This is a genomic window from Pseudoxanthomonas sp. LH2527, from assembly GCF_022539275.1.
Lineage (GTDB): Bacteria > Pseudomonadota > Gammaproteobacteria > Xanthomonadales > Xanthomonadaceae > Pseudoxanthomonas_A.
The window spans coordinates 1-23,384 of the sequence record NZ_JAKZBW010000030.1; the positions used below are offsets into that span (position 1 = coordinate 1).

At 66.0% G+C, this 23,384-nt stretch carries 28 protein-coding genes and 1 pseudogene; 11 read left to right on the plus strand and 18 right to left on the minus strand.

Translation table 11 applies throughout. From position 1 onward, the window contains the following. A pseudogene (locus tag MMG85_RS15130) lies at positions 1–224 on the minus strand (hypothetical protein); the annotation flags it as partial. Positions 225–539: 315 nt separating this feature from the next. Between MMG85_RS15130 and MMG85_RS15135 the strand changes: the two are divergent. The 4 genes from MMG85_RS15135 to MMG85_RS15150 all read left to right on the plus strand — a co-directional run bounded on the left by MMG85_RS15135 (position 540) and on the right by MMG85_RS15150 (position 4,453). Beyond that, complete coding sequence (locus tag MMG85_RS15135; protein ID WP_345778859.1) at positions 540–1,415, plus strand: ParA family protein; 876 nt, start codon at positions 540–542, stop codon at positions 1,413–1,415. Between the two features lie 4 nt (positions 1,416–1,419). Then, positions 1,420–1,911, plus strand: a complete 492-nt coding sequence (locus tag MMG85_RS15140; RefSeq protein WP_241046781.1) for a hypothetical protein — start codon at positions 1,420–1,422, stop codon at positions 1,909–1,911. After that, positions 1,908–3,032, plus strand: a complete 1,125-nt coding sequence (locus MMG85_RS15145; protein ID WP_241046782.1) for a hypothetical protein — start codon at positions 1,908–1,910, stop codon at positions 3,030–3,032. The genes MMG85_RS15140 and MMG85_RS15145 overlap by 4 nt, the downstream gene beginning before the upstream one ends. 335 nt (positions 3,033–3,367) lie before the next feature. Further along, entirely contained in the window at positions 3,368–4,453 is a 1,086-nt protein-coding gene (locus tag MMG85_RS15150; protein ID WP_241046783.1) for a carboxypeptidase-like regulatory domain-containing protein, read from the plus strand. A 144-nt stretch (positions 4,454–4,597) separates the two neighbouring features. On the opposite strand, the gene MMG85_RS15155 is transcribed toward MMG85_RS15150, so the two are convergent. The 3 genes from MMG85_RS15155 to MMG85_RS15165 form a co-directional block, all read right to left on the minus strand. After that, entirely contained in the window at positions 4,598–4,852 is a 255-nt protein-coding gene (locus tag MMG85_RS15155) for a hypothetical protein (RefSeq protein WP_241046784.1), read from the minus strand. 87 nt (positions 4,853–4,939) lie between these two features. After that, entirely contained in the window at positions 4,940–5,320 is a 381-nt protein-coding gene (locus MMG85_RS15160; protein ID WP_241046785.1) for a hypothetical protein, read from the minus strand. After that, positions 5,317–5,613 (minus strand): autorepressor SdpR family transcription factor, encoded by a 297-nt coding sequence (locus MMG85_RS15165; RefSeq protein ID WP_241046786.1) that lies wholly within the window; start codon positions 5,611–5,613, stop codon positions 5,317–5,319. The genes MMG85_RS15160 and MMG85_RS15165 overlap by 4 nt, the downstream gene beginning before the upstream one ends. A gap of 96 nt (positions 5,614–5,709) precedes the next feature. Between MMG85_RS15165 and MMG85_RS15170 the strand changes: the two genes are divergently transcribed. Next, a complete protein-coding gene (locus MMG85_RS15170) occupies positions 5,710–6,549 on the plus strand; it encodes an amidohydrolase family protein (protein ID WP_241046787.1) in 840 nt (279 codons plus the stop codon). Between the two features lie 404 nt (positions 6,550–6,953). Further along, on the plus strand, positions 6,954–7,448 hold the full coding sequence (locus tag MMG85_RS15175) for a hypothetical protein (RefSeq protein WP_241046788.1): 495 nt from the start codon (positions 6,954–6,956) through the stop codon (positions 7,446–7,448). 285 nt (positions 7,449–7,733) lie between these two features. Here MMG85_RS15175 and MMG85_RS15180 read toward each other — a convergent pair whose 3' ends face one another. Next, on the minus strand, positions 7,734–8,516 hold the full coding sequence (locus MMG85_RS15180; protein WP_241046789.1) for a helix-turn-helix domain-containing protein: 783 nt from the start codon (positions 8,514–8,516) through the stop codon (positions 7,734–7,736). 99 nt (positions 8,517–8,615) lie between these two features. Between MMG85_RS15180 and MMG85_RS15185 the strand changes: the two genes are divergently transcribed. Then, entirely contained in the window at positions 8,616–9,446 is an 831-nt protein-coding gene (locus tag MMG85_RS15185) for an NAD-dependent epimerase/dehydratase family protein (RefSeq protein ID WP_241046790.1), read from the plus strand. A 27-nt stretch (positions 9,447–9,473) separates the two neighbouring features. Here the strand turns inward: MMG85_RS15185 and MMG85_RS15190 are convergent, their stop codons facing one another. The 4 genes from MMG85_RS15190 to MMG85_RS15205 form a co-directional block, all read right to left on the minus strand. After that, on the minus strand, positions 9,474–10,328 hold the full coding sequence (locus tag MMG85_RS15190) for a PA4780 family RIO1-like protein kinase (protein WP_241046791.1): 855 nt from the start codon (positions 10,326–10,328) through the stop codon (positions 9,474–9,476). Positions 10,329–11,572: 1,244 nt separating this feature from the next. Continuing rightward, complete coding sequence (locus MMG85_RS15195; RefSeq protein ID WP_241046792.1) at positions 11,573–11,833, minus strand: hypothetical protein; 261 nt, start codon at positions 11,831–11,833, stop codon at positions 11,573–11,575. Then, positions 11,830–13,155: a TFIIB-type zinc ribbon-containing protein gene (locus MMG85_RS15200; RefSeq protein ID WP_241046793.1), complete on the minus strand. Its 1,326-nt coding sequence runs from the start codon at positions 13,153–13,155 to the stop codon at positions 11,830–11,832. The genes MMG85_RS15195 and MMG85_RS15200 overlap by 4 nt, the downstream gene beginning before the upstream one ends. Positions 13,156–13,168: 13 nt before the next feature. Then, positions 13,169–14,317: an SPFH domain-containing protein gene (locus MMG85_RS15205; protein WP_241046794.1), complete on the minus strand. Its 1,149-nt coding sequence runs from the start codon at positions 14,315–14,317 to the stop codon at positions 13,169–13,171. A 158-nt stretch (positions 14,318–14,475) separates the two neighbouring features. Between MMG85_RS15205 and MMG85_RS15210 the strand changes: the two genes are divergently transcribed. Continuing rightward, a complete protein-coding gene (locus MMG85_RS15210; RefSeq protein ID WP_241046795.1) occupies positions 14,476–15,018 on the plus strand; it encodes a hypothetical protein in 543 nt (180 codons plus the stop codon). A gap of 64 nt (positions 15,019–15,082) precedes the next feature. Then, entirely contained in the window at positions 15,083–15,265 is a 183-nt protein-coding gene (locus tag MMG85_RS15215; protein ID WP_241046796.1) for a DUF2892 domain-containing protein, read from the plus strand. Positions 15,266–15,285: 20 nt separating this feature from the next. Here MMG85_RS15215 and MMG85_RS15220 read toward each other — a convergent pair whose 3' ends face one another. The 3 genes from MMG85_RS15220 to MMG85_RS15230 form a co-directional block, all read right to left on the minus strand. After that, complete coding sequence (locus MMG85_RS15220; protein ID WP_241046797.1) at positions 15,286–15,765, minus strand: VOC family protein; 480 nt, start codon at positions 15,763–15,765, stop codon at positions 15,286–15,288. A gap of 76 nt (positions 15,766–15,841) precedes the next feature. Next, on the minus strand, positions 15,842–16,459 hold the full coding sequence (locus MMG85_RS15225) for a dihydrofolate reductase family protein (protein WP_241046798.1): 618 nt from the start codon (positions 16,457–16,459) through the stop codon (positions 15,842–15,844). Positions 16,460–16,575: 116 nt separating this feature from the next. Continuing rightward, positions 16,576–18,102: a hypothetical protein gene (locus tag MMG85_RS15230; protein ID WP_241046799.1), complete on the minus strand. Its 1,527-nt coding sequence runs from the start codon at positions 18,100–18,102 to the stop codon at positions 16,576–16,578. Between the two features lie 153 nt (positions 18,103–18,255). Here MMG85_RS15230 and MMG85_RS15235 point away from each other — a divergent pair, with 153 nt between their 5' ends. Then, on the plus strand, positions 18,256–19,305 hold the full coding sequence (locus tag MMG85_RS15235) for an LD-carboxypeptidase (protein WP_241046800.1): 1,050 nt from the start codon (positions 18,256–18,258) through the stop codon (positions 19,303–19,305). Positions 19,306–19,391: 86 nt separating this feature from the next. Here the strand turns inward: MMG85_RS15235 and MMG85_RS15240 are convergent, their stop codons facing one another. The 6 genes from MMG85_RS15240 to MMG85_RS15265 form a co-directional block, all read right to left on the minus strand. Continuing rightward, positions 19,392–19,658 (minus strand): hypothetical protein, encoded by a 267-nt coding sequence (locus MMG85_RS15240; RefSeq protein ID WP_241046801.1) that lies wholly within the window; start codon positions 19,656–19,658, stop codon positions 19,392–19,394. Positions 19,659–19,668: 10 nt separating this feature from the next. Next, the gene (locus MMG85_RS15245) at positions 19,669–19,977 is read right to left on the minus strand and encodes a YkgJ family cysteine cluster protein (protein WP_241046802.1); all 309 of its coding nucleotides are present in this window, start codon (positions 19,975–19,977) and stop codon (positions 19,669–19,671) included. A gap of 270 nt (positions 19,978–20,247) precedes the next feature. Continuing rightward, entirely contained in the window at positions 20,248–20,559 is a 312-nt protein-coding gene (locus MMG85_RS15250; RefSeq protein ID WP_345778860.1) for a DUF6122 family protein, read from the minus strand. Between the two features lie 14 nt (positions 20,560–20,573). Continuing rightward, positions 20,574–21,044 (minus strand): YaiI/YqxD family protein, encoded by a 471-nt coding sequence (locus MMG85_RS15255; protein ID WP_241046804.1) that lies wholly within the window; start codon positions 21,042–21,044, stop codon positions 20,574–20,576. Continuing rightward, complete coding sequence (locus tag MMG85_RS15260; protein WP_200947400.1) at positions 21,041–21,202, minus strand: hypothetical protein; 162 nt, start codon at positions 21,200–21,202, stop codon at positions 21,041–21,043. Before MMG85_RS15260 ends, MMG85_RS15255 begins: the two co-directional genes overlap by 4 nt. Positions 21,203–21,415: 213 nt before the next feature. Beyond that, positions 21,416–22,258, minus strand: coding sequence for an MnmC family methyltransferase (locus MMG85_RS15265; protein WP_241046805.1), 843 nt, complete (start codon positions 22,256–22,258; stop codon positions 21,416–21,418). Between the two features lie 121 nt (positions 22,259–22,379). On the opposite strand from MMG85_RS15265, the gene MMG85_RS15270 reads away from it, so the two are divergent. Next, on the plus strand, positions 22,380–23,306 hold the full coding sequence (locus MMG85_RS15270; RefSeq protein ID WP_241046806.1) for a M14 family metallocarboxypeptidase: 927 nt from the start codon (positions 22,380–22,382) through the stop codon (positions 23,304–23,306). Positions 23,307–23,384 lie beyond the last annotated feature (78 nt).

Here is a 23,384-nt window from a genome sequence, read left to right on the forward strand (position 1 = left end):
GGGTCGCCCAGGAAGTCGACCTTCACGCGCGCGCCGCCGGCGCTGCTGCTCTCGGGCTGGGACAGGGTGATCCTGGAGGAGTACAACAGGGCGGCCAGGAACAGGACGTGCACCAGCAGGCTCACCAGCGAGGCGATGCTGCGCTCGTGCCGTTTGATGTGGAGGTCTTCCCTGTCCAGCGGACTCAGCGACGCCGCGCGTGTGCGGCTTGGCGCGTCACTCATGTGGGGTGAGGGCGTCGGGGGAGGCGGATTTCATGGTGATGTTCAAAAAAAGTTTGCGGTGACCTTACCCGTTGAGGTGCAAGGCGGCTACGTTGCAAAGAGTTGATGCTCAAGTGCCGGTATTGGCGTTCAGCATCTAGTAGAGTTGGCCTTTAGCACAGACTCGAGACCAACTGTAGCGGTCTCTTACTCTCCATTCAGAAGCCTCAGTCTGGGTGCCTCGTTTCGGCGTTGTAGGATGAGTGTGTGACGTCTGGCTAGCTGCGGCAGGTTCGCTCCAGCATAATTTTCGCTATTTCAGGTAGGGGCCACGCTGTGCACTATCCACATGTCGTTTCATTGATAAATCTCAAGGGTGGAGTGGGCAAGACAACTCTTTGTGTCAACTTGGCGTATGGGCTTGCATTCTTCCACAATCTTCGCGTCCTTCTCATTGATCTTGACCCGCAAGCAAACGCCACGCAGTACCTGATCTCGCAGCAGTCGTATCGCAGCATCTATCTGGGTGCAGGTGCTACGAAGAAGACGATCGTCGATGTGTATACGGAGTCTCGAGAAGGTGATCTGGCATTGAGCCGGAAGCCGTTGGCTGATCCGTCGCAGTTCATTCAACGTGTCTACACCGGCCGCGACGGCAGCTTGGACCTTCTTGCGTCCAAGCTGGAGTTAAGTCTTATCGGGTTCCAAGAAGGACATGGTCATATGAATGATCAAGTTCGCTGGTTCATTGAGCAGGTAGGTGAGAACTACGACTACGTGCTTATCGACTGTCCACCAACCGTGTCTCGAATGCTTATGGCGGCTTTTGAGGCTTCCCAGAGTTTCGTGGTTCCGGTTAAGCCAGAATTTTTATCCACTATTGGTATCCCGCTTCTGGATCAAGTATTGAAGGGCCTGTACGAGCAGAAGATAGCTAGGAGGGCGGAATATCTTCCGAAATCCCTTAAGTCAATAGGGGTTATATATACGATGGTGAATGAGCAGCTTAATATGACTAGAGAGAGTATGGATGACCTGAATAAGACTGCGGTCAATTTAGGTTATCCGGTTTTCAAAAGTCATATTTCAGCTTCAACGAAATATGCGTGGAGTTCTCGTCAGTCGTTGCCAGTTTTTCGATCGGAGCCGAGAAGTAAATACGCTCAAGAAATGGCTGCGGTAGTTGAAGAGTTCATATCAAAATCAAGGTAATGCTGTGGACGAACAATACGAAATTCTAGGGGCGGAAATTCTTCTGCTAATAAGAAAGCTTGCCGGGGTTTCCCGGGCGGACTTCTTGAGCTTTGTCGAAGAGTTTTATGGGCGTGAAGAGGCGTATCGAATAAGGGGAGTTTTCCTCGCTGCGAAGAGGAGGAGTGACGCGGTGCAGAGTTTTTCTGAGCCCGCTTCTGATCGCGCGTGGGAAATCTACTCTCGCGAGATTCGAGCAATTATTTCCGATACTTCGTTCTTGCCCACGAAAACTGATCTTCTTAATTTCTTAGATGGAATCGTCGGTGAAATTCCGGATTCGCTTGTTAGAAAGGCCGGCAGGGACGCTGTTGTGGATTGGGCCGTAAAGAGAATCGCAAATTTTCCCGAGAAAGAGCGCAAGGCGCGCTACAGTTCAATTCGTCAATCATTTCTTCGTAGGCGCGATTCGTCCCTGAGTGATTGGGCGGATATTTTGTCGAAGCCTGAAAAATGAATCCTGAGGATCTAAATGGACTTGGCGCTGATGAGGTCGCGGAGCGGCTTTTTGGGCGCGCGCCGGATGCTAATTCTTGGTGGTCATTGAAGCGAGTCGATGACAGTAAGTTTCTTTTGAGCGACCAAAGGCTAAAGCTTGATGTTTCCGCCTCGCATGGATTTTTGGTTGGAATTCATGAGGTGAGCAGTTATCAGCATGCTAATGATTTCGCCCAAAAGAATAGGATTAAACTAATCCAGGATCGTGGTTTGTTGATGAAGGGAGTTTCTGAGATTGCAATTAAGTGTGATCGAGTTCCTCCGATTCTTGCGCCGGGTAACGAGCGATACAAGATACAGTTTGCTGACGGGGTTGAGGCTACTATTGCCCATGCTTCTTTCTTCTTTCAGCGTCTAGTCGCACTGCCTTCCGCTGAAGTAAATTCCACGTTGCCTGATCCGACGGCGCTAACGACGCTCGTCATCAAAGGTGTGGATTTGGATAGTGCCGCAGATATTGCAGAGGTGTGTCTGTACTCTTTGAGGGACTGGTTTCCGGATGCTTCTTTTGAGTATGTATCGTTGACTTCGCAGCATGTGCTGGGTGAGAGTCTCGAAGATGCTTCTGACGACCCTCATATTCTTGATACTTCGTTTTCTACGACTCATCCTTGGGCTGTTGCATTCTTCAATCGAGCTGAGGAGAGCGAGCCTCTGGTCGCGTTTCTCTACTACTACCGCGTCCTTGAGGCGTGTTTTGACTTAGTTATTGAGTCGAAGTTGAATGAGTGGAGAAAGGACGGGAAGCTGGACGCGACATCTCTACTTCGTGAAGTACGCTCTATTGCCAGGATCGAAGATACGTTCGCGCTTCGTCAGGTGCTCGGTCAGATAGTTGATCAAGCAATGTTGGATGAGTCCTTGGCGGCGTCGATTCTCGATGTTGCTTCTGTAGATGATTTGACTGCCAAACTCTATTCCAGAAGGAATGAGATCGCACATGGTAGGCGCGGGCAACACCAGAAGGTGTTGGTTCCATTCTCATTTCCATTAAATTCTTCTGCCGAGAGAGATCTCTATTGGCGGCAGAAGATGCGGGCGCTGGCGCGAATCGCAATTCAGCGTTGGCTACAAAACTAGTTTTCGAGAAGCGCGGGATTAGTGTGGTCCAACTCGTGAGGCGGACTTCTCCGCCCTACCGTCGCAGGGTCCTTCTTATCAACACTAAGGGTCGTTCGATACCGGAAATTGGTGTCGCGTGTTGATTGGGCGTGTGAGCCGATTGCATTGGATGGGATGGGGGAGCGTTGACGCCGGGTGTGCGCGATGGCGGGCTTGAGCTCGCACAAAGGATTTCATGATTGATCGCAGCGAAGGATGCGGTGACCAACGCCCTCCAACACGGGACCAACGTCACTCGTGAACCTTACGCCGACCCGTCACAATCCCACGCACCTGGACATCGGACGCCCGTGATGACGCCTCGCCGCGTGACCCCCGCACTGCTCACCCTGCTGGCCGCCACCCTCGGCTTCACCGCCCCGGCACACGCCGCCGACGACGAAGGCCGCCTCATCACCCGCAACACCGACGGCGCCTGGTTCCTGCAACAGCCCGAAGGCACGCCCGGCAAAGGCTGCGTCGCCCGCTTCACCGCCGCCAAGAAAGACCAGTCGCAACTGGCCCTGATCGGCCCCAGCGCCAAGACGCCCAGTGGCGCCCTCCTGCTGCACGGCCCCCGCATCGCCGCACCCCCGGCCGCGCAGGAAGTCAGCGTGCAGGTACAACAGGATGGCTTGCCGCCCGCCACCCTGCGCGGCGCGCTGATGCCGGCCAGCGACGCCAAGGGCGGCGGCTTCGTGATGATCCCGGTCGGCGACCTGAAGCAGACCATGGCCTCCATGCGCCCCAAAGAAACCGGCATGACCGCGCGGGTGGACGGCGTGGACGTGTTCGCACTGTCCTACGACGGCCTGGACCAGGCGCGCAGCGCCATGCTCGACTGCCTGGCCGGCAAGCCCTACACCGGCGGCAAGAGCCTGGCCGAGGCCACCGCCGAAATCCGGCTGGTAGGCACCGGCACCATCGCCGGCACCGCCTTCTACAAGGGCGCGCTGCTGGCCAAGAAGCAGTACCCGCCGAAGGGCAGCCAGCGGGTGGGGCTGATCCACATGAGCGACGAGTTCAAGCAGTGGTTCGAGACGGTCAAGCAGAGCCAGAAGATGCCGGACCGGATCCCCGAGCGCATCGCCAAACACTTCATGTTCGCCACCATCCTGGACGACCAGGGCAGCTTCCGCTTCACCCGGCTGCCGCCCGGCGAGTACCTGCTGATCGCCGACTTCTCCTACAAAGAGACCGTGACCCGCAGCGAAGTAACCGGCCGCACCGACGTGTTTGTCGGCAACCAGCACATCGGCTCCAACGACCAGGTCGCCTACTGGTTCGAGGACGTGAAGAAGAACACCACCTTCTCCAAGACCGTGCACCTCAAGGACGGCGAAGCCCTGCAGGTGAGCCTGGACAAGTCGATGCTGGGCTGCTTCTTCATCTGCCGCTGAGCGCACCGCCGCCGTAACGGGGCAGGGCCGTCGGCGCTTGCGTCCCCCCGTAGCCCGGGTAAGCGCGGCGCACCCGGGGCCGACGTTCTCGCTGCCCCCACGGTCGGCCACGTAGGGCGGGCCTCGGCCCGCCGCCGGCGCTTCTCACAGAAGACGCATCGTCGCCTGTTTCCCGGCGTTGTCTTCTAACACTAAGACCCGACGTTGCATCAAAAACATGCAGCGTTGGATCAAAAACATCCAGCGTTGGATCAAAAAGATCCAACGTTGCATCGAAACCATCGGCTCATCTAACACCAAGACCCAACGTTCCATCAAAAACATCCAACGTTGGATCGAAAACATCGGTTCTTCTAACACCAAGACCCAACGTTCCATCGAAACGATCGAACGTTGCATCAAAAACATCCAACGCTGACCCGAAACGATCCAACGGCGCCCGGACCCCCCGCGCGCCAGGCGGGAAAACCCCCGCCGGCACCCGCCTCAGGCGCCCGACACCCGCGCCTTGTTCCGCAGCGACAGGCAATAGGCCACCGTCACCCCGATGCCCAGCAGGATCGCCAGCGAACCGCCGACCACCGCCACGTCCTTCGGCGCCGCGATCCAGAACCCCGCATACACCAGCCCGCTGAGCGCCATCGACCACCCGGCTACGCGCTGCGCCTGCCGCGCCCGCGCACTGGGCACGAAGCGCTTGGGCATCTGATTGCCGAACCACGCCACCATCAGGCCGATCGCCCCCATGACGATGCGGTCGACCATCTCGCCGTCGATGTAACCGCGTGAGCGGGCGAACGTGGCGCACAGCGCCAGCACCACGATGCCGATTCCCCAGGCCAGGCTGGACATCACTTCTTTGTTCATTTCGCAGCTCCTTTCTTGGACTTCGGCGCGGCACTGCCCGCACCGAAGGAGTGGACGAAGCCGAGCAGCGCGTCTTCCAGCACCGACAGCTTCAGGTGGTAGATCACCGACTTGCCGACCTTTTCCGCATGCACCAGGTCGGCCTCCTTCAACACCGCGAAGTGCGCCGACATGGTCGGCTTGGACACGTCGAACTGATCGCTCAGCTCACCCGCGCTCAGCGGCCCCTGGCGCAGCAACTGCAGCACCTGGCGGCGGGTGGGATCGGAAAGGGCGCGGAAGACCTGGCTCATGGTGCGATAGTTAGCTAAACATCGAAATGTGTCAAGCGCCATCCGTCGGGGCGGGGCGTGGCACCATGCACACATCCCCTTGTTGTGAGACGACGCATGCTGCGCGCGCTGGTCCTGTCGCTTTGCCTGATATCCCCGGTGGCCCTCGCCGCCGATCCCGTGTTCGACGTCCACGTCCACCTGCGCGACGGCGAAACCTCGCTGCGCGAATACCGCGACAAGGTCCGCGCCGCCGGTCTGGAGCTGTCCGGCATCGGCGTGATGTGGTTCGGCGGCCCGCACCAGGCCCGGCAGGGTGACCTGGCGAAGATCCGCGCCGGCAACGACCGCGTGATTGCGCTGGCGAAGGCCCATCCCGACGTGCTGCCCATCGCCACCGTCCACCCCTACGACGGCGACGCCGCCCTGGCCGAACTGGCCCGCGTGGCCGCCGCCGGGGTGAAGGTGCTGAAGATCCACGCCCACACCCAGGGCTTCGACGTGGCCGACCCGCGCGTGGAAGCGCTCGCGCGCCGCGCCGGCGAACTCGGCGTCACCGTGCTGATGGACAACGCCAACATCCTGCCCGGCGACAGCGAGAAGCTGTTCAACCTGGTGGTGCGCGTGCCGAAGACAACCTTCATCCTCGCCCACATCGGCGGCCTGAACTTCCGCTTCTGGAACATCCTCGCCCTGGCGCGCACCGCCGACGGCTTCGGCTTCGAGAACCTCTACTTCGACATCTCCGCCACCGTGCTGGTGGTGGCCGATTCCCCGGTGGAAGAAGAATTCCTCTGGACCCTGCGCAACGTCGGCCTCGACCACGTCCTGCTCGGCTCGGACTACCCGCAGATCGGCCTGGACGTCACCGCCAAAGCGCTCGACCGCCTGGACCTGAGCGAAGAAGAGAAGACGAAGATCCGCAGCGGGAATGCGAGCAAGCTGTTCGGGCGCTGAGGCAAGTTTTTCCCTTCTCCCCGCGTGCGGGGAGAAGGTGCCCGGAGGGCGGATGAGGGGCGAGCGCGATGATGCATCGTGCAGGGTGCGACCGTGATGCATTCGTCGTCATGGTGTGTGGGAAGCCTCGCATGCGCGGACGGAACAGCGCCCCTCATCCGCCTTCGGCACCTTCTCCCCGTTGCACGGGGAGAAGGGAAGTGCTCATGCGTGTGTTGTGTTCGCGAGGGAGCAACATTCACCGTGGTAAACGCATGCAGCAACGCGCGTCAGCACACGTTGTCATCATCATCAATCTGAAGCGGTTCATCGCGACCGTGAATGCATGCGGTTGTAGGTGAGGGAGTCGCGTCGTAGCATCGGACGACGCCGGTCGGGAGGGATTCTGGATGCGTAGATGGACGATGGTGGCGCTGTTCGGTCTGGTGGCATGCACGGGACTGCGCACCGGGGAGGCGGGCAGCGAAGCGTCCCCTTCCTCAGCTGCCGCAAGCGGCACGTTCGCGGGCGAATGGGAGGCGTGCCCAGGCACCACCGTATCCGGGGAATGCAGCCGCTACGTGCTGCTGCAACGTGGCAGCCGCATCTGCGGCACCTGGTTTCATTTCGCTTCCGGAAAAGAGTACTCAGGCAGGATCGTCGCGCACGCGGACTCGTCCACGAAGGCGCGGCGCACGCACGTGTGCGGTCGTCAGAGCGTCGAGTCCGATACCGAATGTGAAGACGGCTGGCAGACCATCGACAAACCGCTGCGCATCTGTGATGGCAAGCTTTCCGACTCGACGCGTGCGGACCGCTCCTGCTTCGCCTACTACCAGGCCGTGCCGATGGCCGACGACCAGCGCAACGCGCTGCTGGCAGAACCGTGGATGGAGGACTGCCTGTCCGGCCATCCGTGAGGATGATCCCTTGGCGGTGTCCCACAGGCGCGAGGCCGTAGCCCGGGTAGAGCCGAAGGCGAAACCCGGGGGTGCGCGAACACCCGGTCATGATGATGCGTCGACGGGCGAGATCCCCGGTTTTCGCTGCGCTCTAACCGGGCTACGGGCGTGCGGGAATCCGATGCTGCGAAAGTCGGCCGTAGCCCGGGTAGACCCGCAGGCGAAACCCGGGGATGCGCGAACACCCGGTCATGGTGATGCGTCGACGGGCGAGGTCCCGGTTTTCGCTGCGCTCTAACCGGGCTACGGGGTGTCGCCATCGGCTTCGCGCAACTCGGTCAGCAGTGCGCGCGGGGTGCGGCTGGCGATGGCGTGGAAGTCGGCGATCAGGTGGGCCTGGTCGTAGTAGCCGGTGTCGGCGGCGATGGCGGACCAGTTGGCGTCGGGTGCGGACTGCGCGAGACGCACCGCGTGCGCGAAGCGCTGCAGGCGCGCATAGGTCTTCGGGCCGAGCCCCAGCGTATCGCGCAGTACGCGGCGGAGGTGGCGTTCGCTGACGGCCAGGTCGCGCGCCACCTGGCCGACGTTGTGGATCTGCAGTCGTTCCAGTGCGGCATGCAGGAAGGCCGGCGCGACCGCTGCCGCGGTCTGCCGTGACACGCGCGCAGAGACCGCCGCTTCCAGCAGCGCGCTGGCGGCCTGGGTATCGGTGGCAGCCGCCAACTGTTCGCGCAGGCGATGGACCGGCGCATGGCCCCATAACGCGTCCAGCGGCACGGGCGTGCCCTGCAGTTCGGCGGCGGAGATGCCCAGCGCCGCTTCGTAAGTGCCGGGGCGCAGGCGCGCGAGCACGGCGCGTTGTCCGCCGCGGATGAACTTGCGTTGCACCTGCGTGCGCGGTCCCATCGCATGCACGTCGACGCCGTCGGGCAGGGTCGGGCCGAAGCGCACGACGATCTGCGCTTCCACCTGTGGAATGGCGACGCGCTGCCGGTCGCGCGGGTACTCGCTCAACGTCATCGCCATGATCGGCGCCAGGGTGGCCGCGGGGGCAAACACGGAGGCGCGGGAGAGGAGGGGAGACATGTGGCCATTGTGAGCGCCGCGCCGGGCATGCGGCAAACCGGGACTGCGATGGCCGTTTTTTCCAATGCGCGGCAGGCGGCGCCGCCTATCGTGGGCTGCATGAACATTCTGATCACCGGCGCGACCGGAAAAGTGGGAAGCAGACTCGCCCAGCGGCTGGTGCAGCAGGGACACGCCGTGCGTGCCCTGGTGCGCGATGCCGCGCGTGCAACCGGATTGTCCGATCACGGCATCGAGCTCGTCGTCGGCGACCTGATGCAGCCGGCGTCACTGCCGGCGGCGGTGCAGGGCGTGGAGGCGGTGGTGCATTGCGCGGCGTTCTTCCGCGGCGCCACGCCGGAAGAAGCGCATGCGGTGAACAACCTGGGCACGCAGCATCTGGCGCAGGCCGCGCGCGATGCCGGGGTGGGGCGATTCGTCTTCACCAGCACCGGCCTGGTCTATGGACCGAACGGCGGTGTCCCCGCGCATGAGGACGATGCCTGCGCGCCGCGGGATGCGTACCCGCAGAGCAAGCTCGCCGCCGAGCGCATGCTGCTGGATATCGACGGCCTGGACGTGCGCATCCTGCGCCTGCCGTTCGTCTACGGCGATGGCGACCCGCATATCGCGGACGTGGTGCCGTTCATGCGCACCTTCCCGCCGGCTCAGCGCATGTCCATCGGCCACCATGCGGATGTGGCGCAGGCGGTGAGTCGCCTGCTCGCGGCGCCGTCGCCGGCGCATCGCATCTACAACGTGGCTGATGACGATGCGCCCGACCTTGCCACGCTGTTCGCCTCGGTCGGTCATGCACCGCCGGATGGCAGCGATCCCGAACGCGCACAGGCCTTTGCGGCGGTGATGGACACGCGGCGCATCCGCGATGAACTGGGCTTCCAGCCGTTGTTCCCGCGACTGGCCGATGCGGTGGCGGCCGGGCAGGCATAACGCCCTCGCGCGGCCGGCGGCCCGCCGTCAATCCTCGTCCTGCGCCTCGCGGCCCTGCTGGCGGATCAGCGCCAGTTCGCGGGCGTCGTTGATCGCATCACGCACGCCGTCGAGGTCGACGCTGCGTTCGTCGGGGGTGAACTGGCCGGTCAGCGGGGTGTCGGGCAACAGCGTGCCGGCCTCGAACAGCACCCACATTTCTTCGCCGTACCAGGTGTCGAGCAGTTCCGGCGCCCAGCGGCCGAGCGTGGCGGTGAGGTTGTTGACGTCGCGCAGCAGCATGGTGCGCGCGGCGTTGTTGCCGGCGGCGCTGACCACCTGCGGGAAGTCGATCACCACCGGGCCGTCGGGGCCGACCAGCACGTTGTAGGCCGACAGGTCGCCGTGGATCAGGCCGCAACACAGCATGCGCACGACCTGCCGTACCAGGATGGCGTGATAGTCGCGGGCCTGTTCGGGCGTCAGTTCCACCTCGCCCAGACGGGGCGCGGAGAAGCCCTCGGCGTCGGTGACCAGTTCCATCACCAGCACGCCATGGAAGAAGCCGTACGGCTCCGGCACGCGCACGCCGGCCTCACGCAGTTGGTACAGCGCGTCGACCTCGGCGTTCTTCCACTCGGCTTCCTGCTGCTTGCGGCCGTAGCGGCTGCCGGTGGCGACCGCGCGCGCCTCGCGGCTGCCGCGCGACTTGCGGCCTTCCTGGTACTGCGCGCGCTTCTGGAAACTGCGCTGCGCCATGTCCTTGTAGACCTTGGCGCAGCGCACGTCGTCGCCGGAGCGCACCACGTAGACGGCTGCTTCCTTGCCGCTCTTCAGCGGACGCAGCACCTCGTCGATGACGCCTTCGTCGATCAGCATCAGCAGGCTGGCAGGGGTCTTCACGGAATCCTTGTGGGAGCGGGCGCGCGGCGGAAATGCGCGTTGGGCGCGCAGTGTGCCCGAACCGGGCGCGGCGTGCAGCGGCGGGGGGCGGGAAGCGTGAGGGAGGCGGTGTGCGGAGTCTCGTAGCCCGGGTACGCGAAGCGCACCCGGGATGAGGGCCGGGGTATGTGGATGCCGTGCGGCTTCTTCCTTCTCCCCGCTTGCGGGGAGAAGGGAACGGCCGGGGCGCGGCTTTGTCCTTCTCCCCGCCTGCGGGGAGAAAGTGCCCGGAGGGCGGATGAGGGGTTGGCGCGGTGTGTCATCGCGCGCGATGTGTCCGGGCGATGGGTGAGCACGGGTGGAGAAGTGCTCTCAGGTGTCTGCGAGTGCGGTCGCGTATTGCGTGCGCGGATGGCAAAGCGCCCCTCATCCGCCTTCGGCACCTTCTCCCCGTTTTACGGGGAGAAGGGAACGGCCAGGGCGCGGCTTTTTCCTTCTCCCCGCCTGCGGGGAGAAGGTGCCCGGAGGGCGGATGAGGGGCTGGCGCGGGGTGTCATCGCGCGCGGCGCGTCGGGGCGATGGGTGAGGACGGGCGGAGAGTTGCTCTCAGGTGTCTGCGAGCGCGGTCGTGTATTGCGTGCGCGGATGGCAAAGCGCCCCTCATCCGCCTTCGGCACCTTCTCCCCGTGCAACGGGGAGAAGGGGACGGCCGGGGTGCGGCTTTTTCCTTCTCCCCGCCTGCGGGGAGAAGGTTCCCGGAGGGCGGATGAGGGGCTGGCGCGGCGTGTCATCGCGCGGGGTGTGTCCGGGCGATGGGTGAGTACGGGCGGAGAGTTGCTCTCAGGTGTCTGCGAGTGCGGTCGTGTATCGCGTGAGCGGATGGTAGAGCGCCCCTCATCCGCCTTCGGCACCTTCTCCCCGTTTTACGGGGAGAAGGGAACGGCCAGGGCGCTTCCTTTTCTCCTTCTCCCTGTTCTACGGGGAGAAGGGAGCGGCCGGGGTGCTTCCTCTTTCCTTCTCCCCGCCTGCGGGGAGAAGGTGCCCGGAGGGCGGATGAGGGGCGGGCGCGGTGTGTCATCGCGCACGATGTGTCCGGGCGATGGGTGAACACGGGTGGAGAAGTGCTCTCAGGTGTCTGCGAGCGCGGATGGCAAAGCGCCCCTCATCCGCCTTCGGCACCTTCTCCCCGTTTTACGGGGAGAAGGGAACGGCCGATGTGCCTCTTTTTTCCTTCTCCCCGCTTGCGGGGAAAGGGGGACAGCCGCTCAGCCGTCGTCGCTACGGATGCTTTGCACGCGCTGGCGGTAGGCGCGCAGGTTGTCGCCGTCGATGCGGGTGCGCTGGGTGCCCTTGACCTCGTCGATCTTGCGGTCGCTGCCGGTCACCGGCTTGGCCACCACGTCGGTCTCGCGCTCGAAGGCGTGCGACTTGTCGGTGTTGCGGTAGTAGCGGTAGATGGCCCAGTACAGCGCGGCGGCGCCGGTGGGGCCCAGTGCCAGCAGCCATAGGCCGTTGTCGTCGCTCATGCGCCTGCCCAGATGATCCAGAGGGCGATGCCCTCCAGGAAGGTGCCCACGGTCAGCGCGGTGAGCAGCAGTTTCCACTGCTGCACGGGCACGCTGCCCATCGTTTCGCCGGTGCGGCCGTTGACGGCGATGTAGTGCAGCAGGCCGCCGTTCTTGCCGGGCTGGTGGTACGAATACAGCCAGACCGGCAGGTACATCGAGACCCAGCGGGTGCCGTGCACGTCCAGGCGTTCCTGTTCCCAGCGCACGCCGCGGTCGTAGCGGCGCGCGGAGCTTTCCACCTGCGCGCGGGCGATCGACAGCAGCTGGTCTTCCAGCCGCGGGCGCAGCTGTTCGACGTCGGTGTCGCGCTTCTCGGAGGTGAAGCCGGCCAGGTAGGAGGCGTTCCACTTCACCGCGTTCTTGGTGTCGAACGGCAGGATGGTGTTGATGATGTTCTGCGTGTTGACCTTGACGTCCAGGTTGCCGCGCTCGAGCGAGGATTCCAGCGGCAGGTCGTCGACGGTGAAGTCGACCGCGCGCTCGACGTGGTAGACGTCGGCGTCGTAATAGGTCTTCTTGTTCTTGTCGGTGCCGCGCGTGTAGGTGCGGGTGAGGATCTCGCCCTTGCCGGCGACCTCGGCGCTGGCGTTGCCGTCGACGATCATGTACGGCAGGTACACGCCCACCACGTTCTCCGGCGAGAACTCGTCCTTGAACGCCTTCAGCGCGAACAGGCGGCGCTTGTCGACGAACTGGCGGATGCGCGCCACCGCATCGTCCTTGCGGATGTGGAACGGCAGCACCGCGTCGGGCACGGCGCCGTTGGCGATCTGCTCGTTGACGCCGAACACGTGGCGGCACCAGTGGCAGCGGGCGGTCATGGTGCTTTCGGTGTTGACCATCACCTCGGCGCCGCAGCCGGTGCACTTGAAGGTCATCAGGCTGGCGACATCGGCGTCGATGGCGCGCGCGCCGCTGGCGATGACGGTGCCGCGCAACTGGTCCAGCCCTTCGCCCAGGCCGAAGGCCTCCTCGACCCGCGCGCCCACCCATTCGTTGCGGCAGTACAGGCAGACCAGCACGTCGCTGCCGGGCTTGTGGCGGATGTCGGTGGCGCCGCACTTCGGGCAGCGGTTCAGGCCGTCCTTCAGCTCGGCCGCGGCGGTGTCGAGGGCGACCGGATCGGGCGCCTCGATCTCCTCACGGATCGCGTCGGGCAGGGTGGCGGGATCGACCGGGAAGGTCCCGGGCAGCGGTGGCACCTCCTGCGGCGAGCCTGGGCCCGGCGCAGGAGGGACCGGCGGCAACGGCGGTGGCGCCGGACGGTGGGGGGTGGACATGCGTGCGTCCGCTTTACAGGCCCAGGGCCTTCGCCTTCAGCGCGTCGTAGTCGGACTGGGTGATCAGGCCGAGGTCGAGCATTTCCTTGGCCTTCTTCAGCTTGGCCACCGGATCGTCCGCCGCCGGGGCGGCGGGCGCGACCGGTTGCTGCATGTTGCCGATGCCCATCATGCCGCTGGCCATGCCCACGCCCATCAGGCCGGCCGCGCCGCCGGTCTCGCCGGCGGACTGGATGCCCTGGGCCACGCTGGCCTGCAGGTTGGAATTGCCGCGCGCACCGGACAGCGCATCGGCGCGCTGCACGGTCTTCAGCAGCTCACGCGTGTTGGCGTCGTACTCGATGGAGACGATGGCGGTCTTGACGATGGCCAGGCCGCGGTCGGAGCTCCACTGGTACCCCTGTTCGACCGCGGCCGACAGGCTCTGCGCGAAGCCCAGCGAATCCTGCTGCAGCTTGGTGATGCGGTTGCCCTTGGACGGATCGTTGGTGTACAGGCTGAAGGCCGGCGCCAGCGAGCCGACCACTTCGTTGAACAACTGGGTGGCGGCGGCGTTGTCCAGGTCGGTGAAGTCGAACACCTTGCCCGGCTGCAGGTAGCTGGCCGGCACGAAGTTCTTCACGAACAGGATGGGGTCGACGATCTTCAGCGTGTAGGAGCCGCGCGTGACCGCGCCGACCTGGGTGTTGAGGAAGCCGTCGTCCCAGTAGATCTCGGACTGGGTGCCGAAGCGGTTGTCCGGCAGTTCCTTCAGCGAGACGAAGAACGCCGCCTGCTGCGAGCCCGGCTGGCCGCCGAACTTGAAGCGCTCCCAGCTCTGGGTGATGAAGGTGGAGACGATGCCGTCGCCGGCGAAGATCGACTTGGAGTTGAGGTCGTCCGAGCGCCACTCGTAGCCGCCCGGTTCGGCGACGAACGCGGTGATCGCGCCGTCCTGCATCAGCAGCAGGCCGTAGCCTTCGGGCACGACGATCTTCGAGCCGTTGGTGATGATGTTGGCCGAGCCGCTGGTGTTGGAACCGCGCCCGGCGTTGGTGCCCTGCGGCACCGCGGCGAACAGCGCCGCCGTCGACGGCAGGCCCTGCGGCACCGTGTAGAAGTCCTTCCACTGGTCGCCCAGCACGCCACCGACCGCACCCACCACCGCCTGTACAAGACCCATGACATCGCTCCGTGATTCACGACGGGTAGGGGCACCCGCCAAGTGTGACCGAGTATACAGAGCGATACGACGGCTTCATGGCGCAGAGGTCATGCCGTCGACCTGCCATTGGTCACCTCGCTCTGCCGCCCGCGCCCGGCCTTGGCTAGCATGGCGCCATGCCCGATGCCGACGCCTTCGATACCGACCTGCCGCTGGTGCGCCGCGAGTTCCCGTGGCCGGTGCGCGCGGGCTGCGTGGCGGCGGGTGCGTTCGCCGTGGTCATGCCGCTGTGGGAGCTGGGGCGCGGGCTGTGGCCGCTGAACATCGCCACGCCGGTGTTCGCGGCGATCATCGGCGGCGCCGGCTACGTGGGCGTGCAGTTCGTGCGTGCGGGCCTGTCCGGCTGGGGCGACGTGTGGACGTATCCGCCGGGGCAGGTATGGGTGGAGCGGCGCGAATGGGGCAGGCACACCACCACGCGGCTGAGTGCGGCCAACGTGGCGGCGGTGGAGGTGCGCCGCAGCGAGGATGCCGACCACGACGACGCGCCGTGGCAGGTGGTGATCGTGCCGAGGCCGACCGTCTCCGGCCTGGCGGCGATCGCCGGCGCGGGCGGTGTGTTCGATGCCGGCCGCTATGGCTCGCAGGATTACGCCGAGCGCGTGCGGCGGGCGCTGGCCGCGCACCTGGAACTGCGGGGCGCCGCGACAGCCGGTTGATCGGGATCAATGCGCACGCCCGCGGTCCGCGCGACGCTGGGGACTCCTGTCAGGAGGTGGTGCGATGAACGCGAACGTGGGCGGCTTTGACAAATGGGTGCGCGTGGTGGTCGGCGCGTTGCTGATCGGCTGGGCGCTGATCGGTGGCCCGTGGTGGGCCTGGCTCGGCGTGGTGCCGCTGGCCACCGGCCTGTTCAACGTCTGTCCGCTGTACCGGCTGCTGGGCGTCAACACCTGCCGGCGCTGACGCCCGGGCCCTGCCGCGGCTCAGCCGCGCACCGCGGCCTCGATCTTCGCCACGTCGATCTTCTGCATCGTCATCATCGCCTCGAACGCGCGTTTGGCCACCGCGCGGTCCGGGTTGGCCATGGCGTCGGTCAGCACGCGCGGGGTGATCTGCCAGTTCAGGCCCCACGTGTCCTTGCACCAGCCGCAGGCGCTCTCGCGGCCGCCGTGGCCGACGATGGCATTCCACAGGCGGTCGGTCTCCGCCTGGTCGTCGGTGGCGATCTGGAACGAGAAGGCTTCGCTGTGCGTGAACGCCTCGCCGCCGTTGAGGCCGATGCAGGGAATGCCGCAGACGGTGAACTCCACCGTCAGCACGTCGCCTTCCTTGCCGGAGGGATAGTCGGACGGGGCGCGGTGCACGGCCTTCACCGCGCTGTCGGGGAAGGTCTTCGCGTAGAAGTGGGCGGCTTCTTCGGCGTCGTGGTTGTACCAGAGGCAGATCGTGTTCTTCGGGGTCATGGTGTGCTCGTTGTCGGGTGGAGGGGAGATGGGAAGGCGCGCGTCGCGCCCGGGAGGAAAAGGCGAAGCGTCGGCCTCAGTCGTGCGCGGAGGAGCCGCTGCGCACCTCGCCGTCGCGCAGATAGCGGCTGATCACCACGCCGGCCGGCGTGGTGCGCGTGGCGGCCAGCCGGAACGCCGCCGGCTGGGTGCCGTCGTCGAACAGTCGCTTGCCGCGGCCGAGCAGCAGGGGATAGACCAGCAGGCGCAGTTCGTCCACCAGCTCGGTGGCGAGCAGTTGGTGCACCAGCTCGCTGCTGCCCTGGGTGACCAGGTCGGGCCCCTCGCGCTGTTTCAGCGCGCGCACGGCCGAGACGATGTCGGCGCCCAGCGCATGGCTGTGCTGCCACGCCAGCGTCTCGGGACGGTGGGTGGCGACGTATTTGGTGGCGCCGTTGAACGCGTCGGCGATGCCGCCGTGCGGCGCATCGCTCGGCACCTGCGGCCAGTAGCCGGCGAAGATGTCGTAGGTGCGGCGCCCCAGCAGCAACGCGAACGGCCGCGTGAACAGCCCGTCCATCGCCGCGTCGTCGCCCTCATACGGCCACACCCAGCCGCCGTGCGCGAAGCCGCCGCTGCGGTCTTCGCCGGGGCCGCCTGGCGCCTGGATGACGCCGTCGACGCTGGTCATGGCGGCCACGATGAGTCGGCGCATGTCATGCTTCCTGGCGGATCGATGCGTCCGCCGCTCTTCCACGACGACCGGCAGGGCCGGAAATCGACAGGCGAGGGAGCATCCGTCCGCGCCGGAGCCCGGCGGACGCGACGCGGCTAGGCCCAGGGCGCCAGCGCGATGCTCAGCTGGGCCTGGAATCCCTTGTTCGACACCACCGGCACGGCGAACAGCATGGGCGTGGCCTGCTTCGCGCCAACCGCCTTGCGGCCGATGCGCGCGACCTCGGCCGCGTTCTTCGGACCGGTCGCCCAGTGTTCGTCCGCCCATACGTAGCGCAGGGCCCAGCGGCCGGCGTCGTCGCGCCTGGCGAACAGCACCAGGGTGTCGCGGAACAGGTACTCGCCCGGGATGTGCTGCTTGAGGAACAGGGCGCCGTCGACTTCGTAACCGGCGGTGGACACCGCCAGGTCGATCGAGAAGGACACTTCGCTGCCGGCGGTGATCTTCGAGCTGTCCAGGTAGACCGAGAACAGCACCGGCGCACGCGCATTGCGGATGAGCGTACCGTCCGGGCCAAACAGTTCGGCATATTCGCGGCGCACCGCGCTCTCGTGCGCCTTGGTGCGCGAGGTCAGGTCGTAGGTGTAGGCGCCGCGTGGCGCCACCGTGGTCTCGATGTAGTACGACGAGGCGATCTTCTTGCCGCGCTTGCGTGCCTGTTCGATCTCCGGCGGGAACGGCAGCGCGCTGATGTCCAGCCGGGCGGTGGCGCTGAGGTCGCCGAACAGGAAGCGCGAGAGGTTCTGGTAGCCCTCTTCGGAATTGACGATGCCGAAGAAGCCGCTGTGGCTGCGGTTGACGAAGGCGCGCGGGCTGTTCGCCACGTAGGCGTTCTCGATCCGCACCAGCCCGTCGCTCATCTGCCCGGCCGCCATGGACGACAGGCCGTGCGCCACCGCGTAGTCGCGGCTGTTGGTACCGACCAGGCTGAAGAAGCGCTCGGGCGGGAAGCCGGAATCGCCGAGCGTATTGACCTTGTCCTTCGGCACCTTGAGGTACTTGGCCATCACGCCGCGGTTGAAATTGTCCATGTCGTTGATCGACAGCAGGCTGGGCACGTTGATGCCGCCCATCTCGATGCCGTTGTGCGGAGTGGCGTAGGTGAACACCTTGTCCACCAGCCCGCGTACCTCGGCGCTGGCGATGTCCGGGTTCTGCAGCAGGCAGCGGCAGATCAGCCCGCCCATCGAATGCGCCACCAGGTAGACGCGGAAGGCCTTGCGGTCGGCTTCGCTGTTGCCGCAGACGCGGTCGCGCAGATCGGTGATGCGCGCGGCCAACGCCTTGGCGGCGTCGGGGATGGACAGTGCCTTGCCGTCGCCGAAGGCGGGATCGGCAGCATCGTAGTAGCGGTGGATCACGATGCTGCGCGGCGATAGCTTGCCGGCGTTCTCGGCGCCGGCCGCATAGGTGTCGCGGTAGTCGTAGTCCTTCATCAGCCGTACCAGCGGCGATTCGAACACGAACTTCACGATGCGCCCGTCCTGCGCCTGGCGGATCTTGGTGGAGCCGGCCTCGAAGCCCATGTATGGCGTGGAGGTGGTCTGGATCACCTCGTCGCGGGTCATCGCGTAACCGCGGACGTAGATGATGGGATAGAACGGTCGCTGGATCCTGGCCATGGGGTTCGCTCCTTGCAGTGCCGATGGATACCACAGCTCTACGACAAAGGCAGTGATGGTGGGCCAGTGGCAAGGCGCATGATGATGCGTGTCCGCCGCACCCGCAGCGGGTACGATGAAGGCCCGATCCATGCGATGTCCAATCGAGGTGGCATGAACAGGCGACATTTCCTTGGCAGTGCGGCCCTGATGGCCGCTGCATCCACCGTACCGTTCGCGGTCGGTTCCACCGCCTCGGCAGCGCCGTCGCGCGCGCGCCTGCTGCCGCCGGCGCTGAAGCCCGGCGACACCGTGGCGCTGGTCAGTCCGTCCGCCGCCACCGACGAGCCGCTCGACCTGCAGCTAGCTCGCGAGGCCATGGAAGCACTGGGCCTGAAGGTCAAGGTGGCGCCGCATCTGGCCGCGCGTCGCGGCCATCTGGCCGGCACCGATGCCGAACGTGCCGGTGATCTCAACGCGATGTTCGCCGACCGCGAGGTGAAGGCGATCATCTGTGCGCGGGGCGGTTCCGGTGCGGCGCGCCTGCTGCCGCTGCTCGACTACGGCATGATCCGCCGCAACCCGAAGATCCTGCTGGGCTATTCCGACATCACCGCCCTGCACAACGCGCTGCTGTCGCAGGCGGGGCTGGTCAGCTTCCATGGCCCCATCGGCATCGGCAGCTGGAACAGCTTCAACGCCGACCAGTTCCGCCGCGTGTTCTTCCAGCGCGAGCAGATGCAGTACGCCAACAGCGCCGACAAGGGCGATGAACTGGTGCAACGCAAGAACCGCACCGTGACGATCACCGGTGGCAAGGCGCAGGGCGAGCTGGTGGGCGGCAACCTGTCGGTGCTGGTGGCGCTGGCGGGTTCGCCGTACCTGCCGGACTTCAGCGGCAAGATCCTGTTCCTGGAAGACGTGTCCGAAGCGCCGTACCGCATCGACCGCATGCTCAGCACGTTGCGCCTGATGGGTGCGCTGGACAAGGTCAAGGGCATCATCTTCGGCGAATGCACCGAGTGCGATCCCGGCGGCGGCTACGGCTCGCTGACGCTGCCGCAGATCTTCGACGACTACTTCCTGCCGCTGAAGGTGCCGACCTACCGCGGCGCGATGATCGGCCACATCCGCCAGCAGTTCATCGTGCCGGTCGGCGGCAAGGTGGAGATGGATGCGGACGCGGGCACGTTCCGGATGCTGGAGCCGGTGTTCGCGGGCTGAACCCGTCTATCGCGGCTTGTGGCCGGGGCGGGCGGGGGTGACCTCCGCCATGCCGCAAGCAACGCCCCGCCGCGCCGATGCCCCGGTCAGCGCCGCGCCTTGGCCGGGCTCTTGTCGGCCTTCGCCGGCGAGGACGACGCAGCGCTCACCTGTCCTATCTTCAGTAGGGTGTTCGTCGTTCCCATGATCTCGATGGTGCCGCCCGCGCGACGGAACGCGTCCATGTCGGCGGCGATGGTGTCGCTGGTCAGTGCGCCACGCGGGCTCGCGGGGCGACGGGCGAACACGCGGCTGGCGCCCTGGGCGCTGTCGGTGGGGGCGTCGGCTGAGGCGTTCTTGCGGGGACGGGCCATGGAAGTTCCTTCAGTAGAGGGTGAGCGGAATGCCGCGCGATGTGCGATCGAGATACTCGGCACGCACGTCGCGGCAGTAGGGGCCGGCCATGACGAAGCGGCGGCAGATGTCGGGGCGGGTCTCGTAGATCGAGCAGCACATGCGCGCCGCGTCGATCGCCACGCACCAGCCTTCCTCATCGCGCGCCATCACGTGCAGGCCGGCGTCGGTGTAGGAGGTCAGGTGCTCGGGCACCCGGTCTTCCGGCTGCAGGACCACGGTCAGCCGGCAGCACACGGCATCGCAGCGCTCGCACAGCGGGACGGCCACGGCGTTCATGGTCGCGATGCCGGGCGCAGCCAGCCACCGCGAGGCGGAACGCCGGGGCGGGGAAGGACAGGCAAGGGGTAGCGAGGCATGGAGCGCTCCCGGTGAGACGTCCACCCCGTGGGGTCGGGACGCATGGAGGAAAGCGCAGCGGGCGACGTTGTCGGCGGTCGGACGGGACGCAGGAGAGAAAGCAGCGGCGACATGGTACGCCCCTGGCCCGATCCCCGCCCGCCGCAGGCCCGTGGAACTGAACGCGCGGGTCAGATTGGGCGGTCGGCGCTACATCAACAGGCAGTCGATGCCGTCCAGCACGATGTGGATCAGCAGGCCGATGCCGAACCAGCGGGTCTTCCGGGGCAGGGTCAGGCCGGCGTAGACGGCGATGGCGGGCCAGGTGTGCAGGGGATGGAAGCCGATGCTGCAGCGGCCGGGGGCGTAGACCGGGTCGGCGAGCAGGTGGTCCAGGTCGATCACCCAGGCCGCCAGCATCCACAGCGCGGCGCGCTTCCAGTCCTTCGGCCAGCACAGCCGCGCCACCGCAAGCGGCACGATGACGTGCAGCAGCAGGTGCAGCGGGGCGCGCAGTTCCAGGTCGGGCACGGCAATCAGCTCCTCGCGGCCAGCCAGCGGTCCAGCTGGTTGGCGAAGGCCTGGCGGTCGCGCGCGTTGAACACCGCCGGTCCGCCGGTCTGCACGCCGGCGCCGCGCAACTCGTCCATGAAGTTCCGCATGGACAGGCGTTCGGCGATGTTGTCGGGGGTGAAACGGTCGCCGCGCGGGTTGATCGCCTGCGCGCCGTTGGCCAGCACGCGTGCCGCCAGCGGGATGTCCTGGGTGACGACCAGGTCGCCGGCCTGCGCCCGTTCGACGATGGCATCGTCGGCCACGTCGTAGCCGCCCTGGACCTGCAGCGCGCGGATGAAGCGCGATGGCGGCGTACGCAGCCACTGGTTGGCCACCAGCGTGACCTGGACCCGGGCGCGCTCGGCGGCGCGGAACAGGATCTCCTTCACCGGCCCCGGGCAGGCATCGGCATCCACCCAGACCTGGGTGGCGGGGACCGCCCCGTCACTCATTCCGGTGCGGCGTCGGACCCGCTTTCGTCCGCCTCGGGGCCGCCGTCGGGGCGGGCAGCGTCGCGCTCGGCGCGCTTCTTGGCGTCTTTCTCGTCTTTCTTCTTCTTCTTGGCCAGTTCGCGCTGGCGCTTTTCAAAGGAATAGTTGGGCTTGGGCATGGGGCAGGGGGGTATCCAGGAAAGAGGGTGGGGCGGATCGCGGGCGCGATGCGCAGGGGTACACGATAGCCCGCATACGCCGCGCGCGGGCAGGGGCGGGCACCGGAGCCCCGGATTTCAAGGGCTTGAGGGGGCCAGGCGGGTCGCCGCGTAGGCCCGAATGCGCGGTGCGGCACGGCCAGGAGGCGTGCTCGCGGCATGGACGACGCGCCGTCAGCGGCGCACGCCGGTCACGCCATCCAGTGCGCGCTGTGCCTTGAAGCCGGCCTTCTCCAGCCGTTTCGCCACTTCGCCGGGCACGTCGCGGCCGCTGGTCAGCTTGTTGGGGTTGCCGGTGTAGTGGAACAGGGTGCCGCCGCGGCGCAGTACGCGCGCGAGCTGGTCGTAGAAGACCTGCGAATACAGTTCGCCGGCGATGCCGAAGCGCGGCGGATCGTGCAGCAGGGCATCCATCGATGCATCCGGTACTTGCGCGATGGCCTGCGACACGTCGGCATGGGTCAGCTGCAGCCGGCCGCCGGCGTCGGCGGCTTCCGGATCGGGCGACCAGGGGTTCAGCGTGCGCAGCCACAGCACGTCTTCGTTCTTCTCGAACGAAACGATGCGCGCGGCGCCGGCGTCGAGGCCGCAGGCCGCGAAGTAGCCCAGCCCGCCGCAGGTATCCAGCACGGTCTTGCCGCGCGGCTCGACCAGCGCGACCTTGCGGCGCGCGTCGTCCAGCGGGGATTCCTTCGAGGTCGGCAGCATCTTGATGCCGTCGATCTCGAACGTGGGTGCGCCCCATGCGGTGGGCACCAGCTTGATCAGCGAACCCCGGTAGCGCGACACCGGCGCGAAGTCCTCGCCATCCCACCAGTACAGCGTGCGGTCCTTGAGCTTGCCGGGGTAGGGGTAGTCGATGTCCCGCCACTGCCAGCGGTCGGCACCCAGTCGTGCCTCGCCCTGCGAGCGGCCCAGGTCGAGCGATCCGCTCCATGTGCCCTGGCCGCGGTCGCGCGCGGCGAGCAGCGCCGCGGCGGCGTCGCGGGTCAGCAGGGGGCCGGTGTAGTGGGGCATCGTAAGGTCGCGGTTCGGGAAGGCCCGCATTTTCGCCCCGATGGCGCACGCTGGACAGTGCGCAGGCGCCACGGAAGGCCGCTGGTATAGTGCGGCCCCCGCCGGTTGCGCTGCCTTCGCCATGACCCCATTCGACCGTTTCCATCCCATCGGCACCCCCGGCCAGCCCTGGGGCGCGGCCGAAAAGTCGCAGTGGCGCGCGCAGCAGCGCGTGCGGCGCCGCTACGTGGACGATGTCGGCGTCGCGATCGAGGGCCTGCGCGCGCGTTTCGACGTGGAGCAGTACGGCCTGCTGGACTACGGCCCCGGCGAAACCTATCCGCTGTACGCCGTGCGCAGCCGCGACTGGAATGACGCACTGCCCACGATGCTGGTGACCGGCGGCGTGCACGGCTACGAGACCAGCGGCGTGCACGGCGCGCTGCAGTTCCTTGAGCAACGCGCGGGCGACCATGCCGGCAAGGCCAACCTGCTGGTGGTGCCCTGCGTCAGCCCGTGGGGCTACGAACGCATCCATCGCTGGAACGCCGATGCGCTGGACCCGAACCGCTCCTTCCGCGCCGACAGTCCCGCACAGGAGTCCGCCGCGCTGATCGCCTTGGTCGCCCCGATCAAGGACCGCGTGCTGATGCATATCGATCTGCACGAGACCACCGACAGCGACGAGACCGAATTCCGTCCGGCGCTGGCCGCGCGCGATGGCAAGCCGTACGAGCCGGGCGAGATTCCGGACGGTTTCTATCTGGTGGACGACAGCGAACGGCGTCAGCCGGACTTCCAGCGTGCGGTGATCGCCGCGGTGGCCACGGTCACCCACATCGCGCCGGCCGACGCCAACGGCGAGATCATCGGCTCGCCGGTGGTCGCCGAAGGCGTCATCGAATACCCGGTCAAATCGCTCGGCCTGTGCACCGGCATCACCGACGCGCGCTACACCACCATCACCGAGGTGTATCCGGACAGCCCGAAGGCCACGCCGCAACAGTGCAACGATGCGCAGGTGGCCGCGGTGGTGGCGGCGATCGACTACGCGCTGGCGCACCGTTGAATCGAGGCGCCATCGGCCCCATTTCGTTTCGTGAACCCGTGGTGCCGGTGGCGGCGTAAGCTGGCCGGGCGCCCGTGC

Bases quoted from the DNA above. Each gene is read 5' to 3' on its own strand.
- MMG85_RS15205 (WP_241046794.1), bottom strand. From the start codon at position 14,317: ATGGGTCTTGTACAGGCGGTGGTGGGTGCGGTCGGTGGCGTGCTGGGC.
- MMG85_RS15225 (WP_241046798.1), bottom strand. From the start codon at position 16,459: ATGCGCCGACTCATCGTGGCCGCCATGACCAGCGTCGACGGCGTCATC.
- MMG85_RS15245 (WP_241046802.1), bottom strand. From the start codon at position 19,977: ATGAACGCCGTGGCCGTCCCGCTGTGCGAGCGCTGCGATGCCGTGTGC.
- MMG85_RS15215 (WP_241046796.1), top strand. From the start codon at position 15,083: ATGAACGCGAACGTGGGCGGCTTTGACAAATGGGTGCGCGTGGTGGTC.
- MMG85_RS15150 (WP_241046783.1), top strand. From the start codon at position 3,368: ATGACGCCTCGCCGCGTGACCCCCGCACTGCTCACCCTGCTGGCCGCC.
- MMG85_RS15265 (WP_241046805.1), bottom strand. From the start codon at position 22,258: ATGCCCCACTACACCGGCCCCCTGCTGACCCGCGACGCCGCCGCGGCG.
- MMG85_RS15165 (WP_241046786.1), bottom strand. From the start codon at position 5,613: ATGAGCCAGGTCTTCCGCGCCCTTTCCGATCCCACCCGCCGCCAGGTG.
- MMG85_RS15185 (WP_241046790.1), top strand. From the start codon at position 8,616: ATGAACATTCTGATCACCGGCGCGACCGGAAAAGTGGGAAGCAGACTC.
- MMG85_RS15175 (WP_241046788.1), top strand. From the start codon at position 6,954: ATGGTGGCGCTGTTCGGTCTGGTGGCATGCACGGGACTGCGCACCGGG.
- MMG85_RS15170 (WP_241046787.1), top strand. From the start codon at position 5,710: ATGCTGCGCGCGCTGGTCCTGTCGCTTTGCCTGATATCCCCGGTGGCC.
- MMG85_RS15210 (WP_241046795.1), top strand. From the start codon at position 14,476: ATGCCCGATGCCGACGCCTTCGATACCGACCTGCCGCTGGTGCGCCGC.
- MMG85_RS15155 (WP_241046784.1), bottom strand. From the start codon at position 4,852: ATGCAACGTTCGATCGTTTCGATGGAACGTTGGGTCTTGGTGTTAGAA.
- MMG85_RS15145 (WP_241046782.1), top strand. From the start codon at position 1,908: ATGAATCCTGAGGATCTAAATGGACTTGGCGCTGATGAGGTCGCGGAG.
- MMG85_RS15195 (WP_241046792.1), bottom strand. From the start codon at position 11,833: ATGAGCGACGACAACGGCCTATGGCTGCTGGCACTGGGCCCCACCGGC.
- MMG85_RS15180 (WP_241046789.1), bottom strand. From the start codon at position 8,516: ATGTCTCCCCTCCTCTCCCGCGCCTCCGTGTTTGCCCCCGCGGCCACC.
- MMG85_RS15200 (WP_241046793.1), bottom strand. From the start codon at position 13,155: ATGTCCACCCCCCACCGTCCGGCGCCACCGCCGTTGCCGCCGGTCCCT.
- MMG85_RS15230 (WP_241046799.1), bottom strand. From the start codon at position 18,102: ATGGCCAGGATCCAGCGACCGTTCTATCCCATCATCTACGTCCGCGGT.
- MMG85_RS15160 (WP_241046785.1), bottom strand. From the start codon at position 5,320: ATGAACAAAGAAGTGATGTCCAGCCTGGCCTGGGGAATCGGCATCGTG.
- MMG85_RS15235 (WP_241046800.1), top strand. From the start codon at position 18,256: ATGAACAGGCGACATTTCCTTGGCAGTGCGGCCCTGATGGCCGCTGCA.
- MMG85_RS15240 (WP_241046801.1), bottom strand. From the start codon at position 19,658: ATGGCCCGTCCCCGCAAGAACGCCTCAGCCGACGCCCCCACCGACAGC.
- MMG85_RS15255 (WP_241046804.1), bottom strand. From the start codon at position 21,044: ATGAGTGACGGGGCGGTCCCCGCCACCCAGGTCTGGGTGGATGCCGAT.
- MMG85_RS15220 (WP_241046797.1), bottom strand. From the start codon at position 15,765: ATGACCCCGAAGAACACGATCTGCCTCTGGTACAACCACGACGCCGAA.
- MMG85_RS15270 (WP_241046806.1), top strand. From the start codon at position 22,380: ATGACCCCATTCGACCGTTTCCATCCCATCGGCACCCCCGGCCAGCCC.
- MMG85_RS15260 (WP_200947400.1), bottom strand. From the start codon at position 21,202: ATGCCCAAGCCCAACTATTCCTTTGAAAAGCGCCAGCGCGAACTGGCC.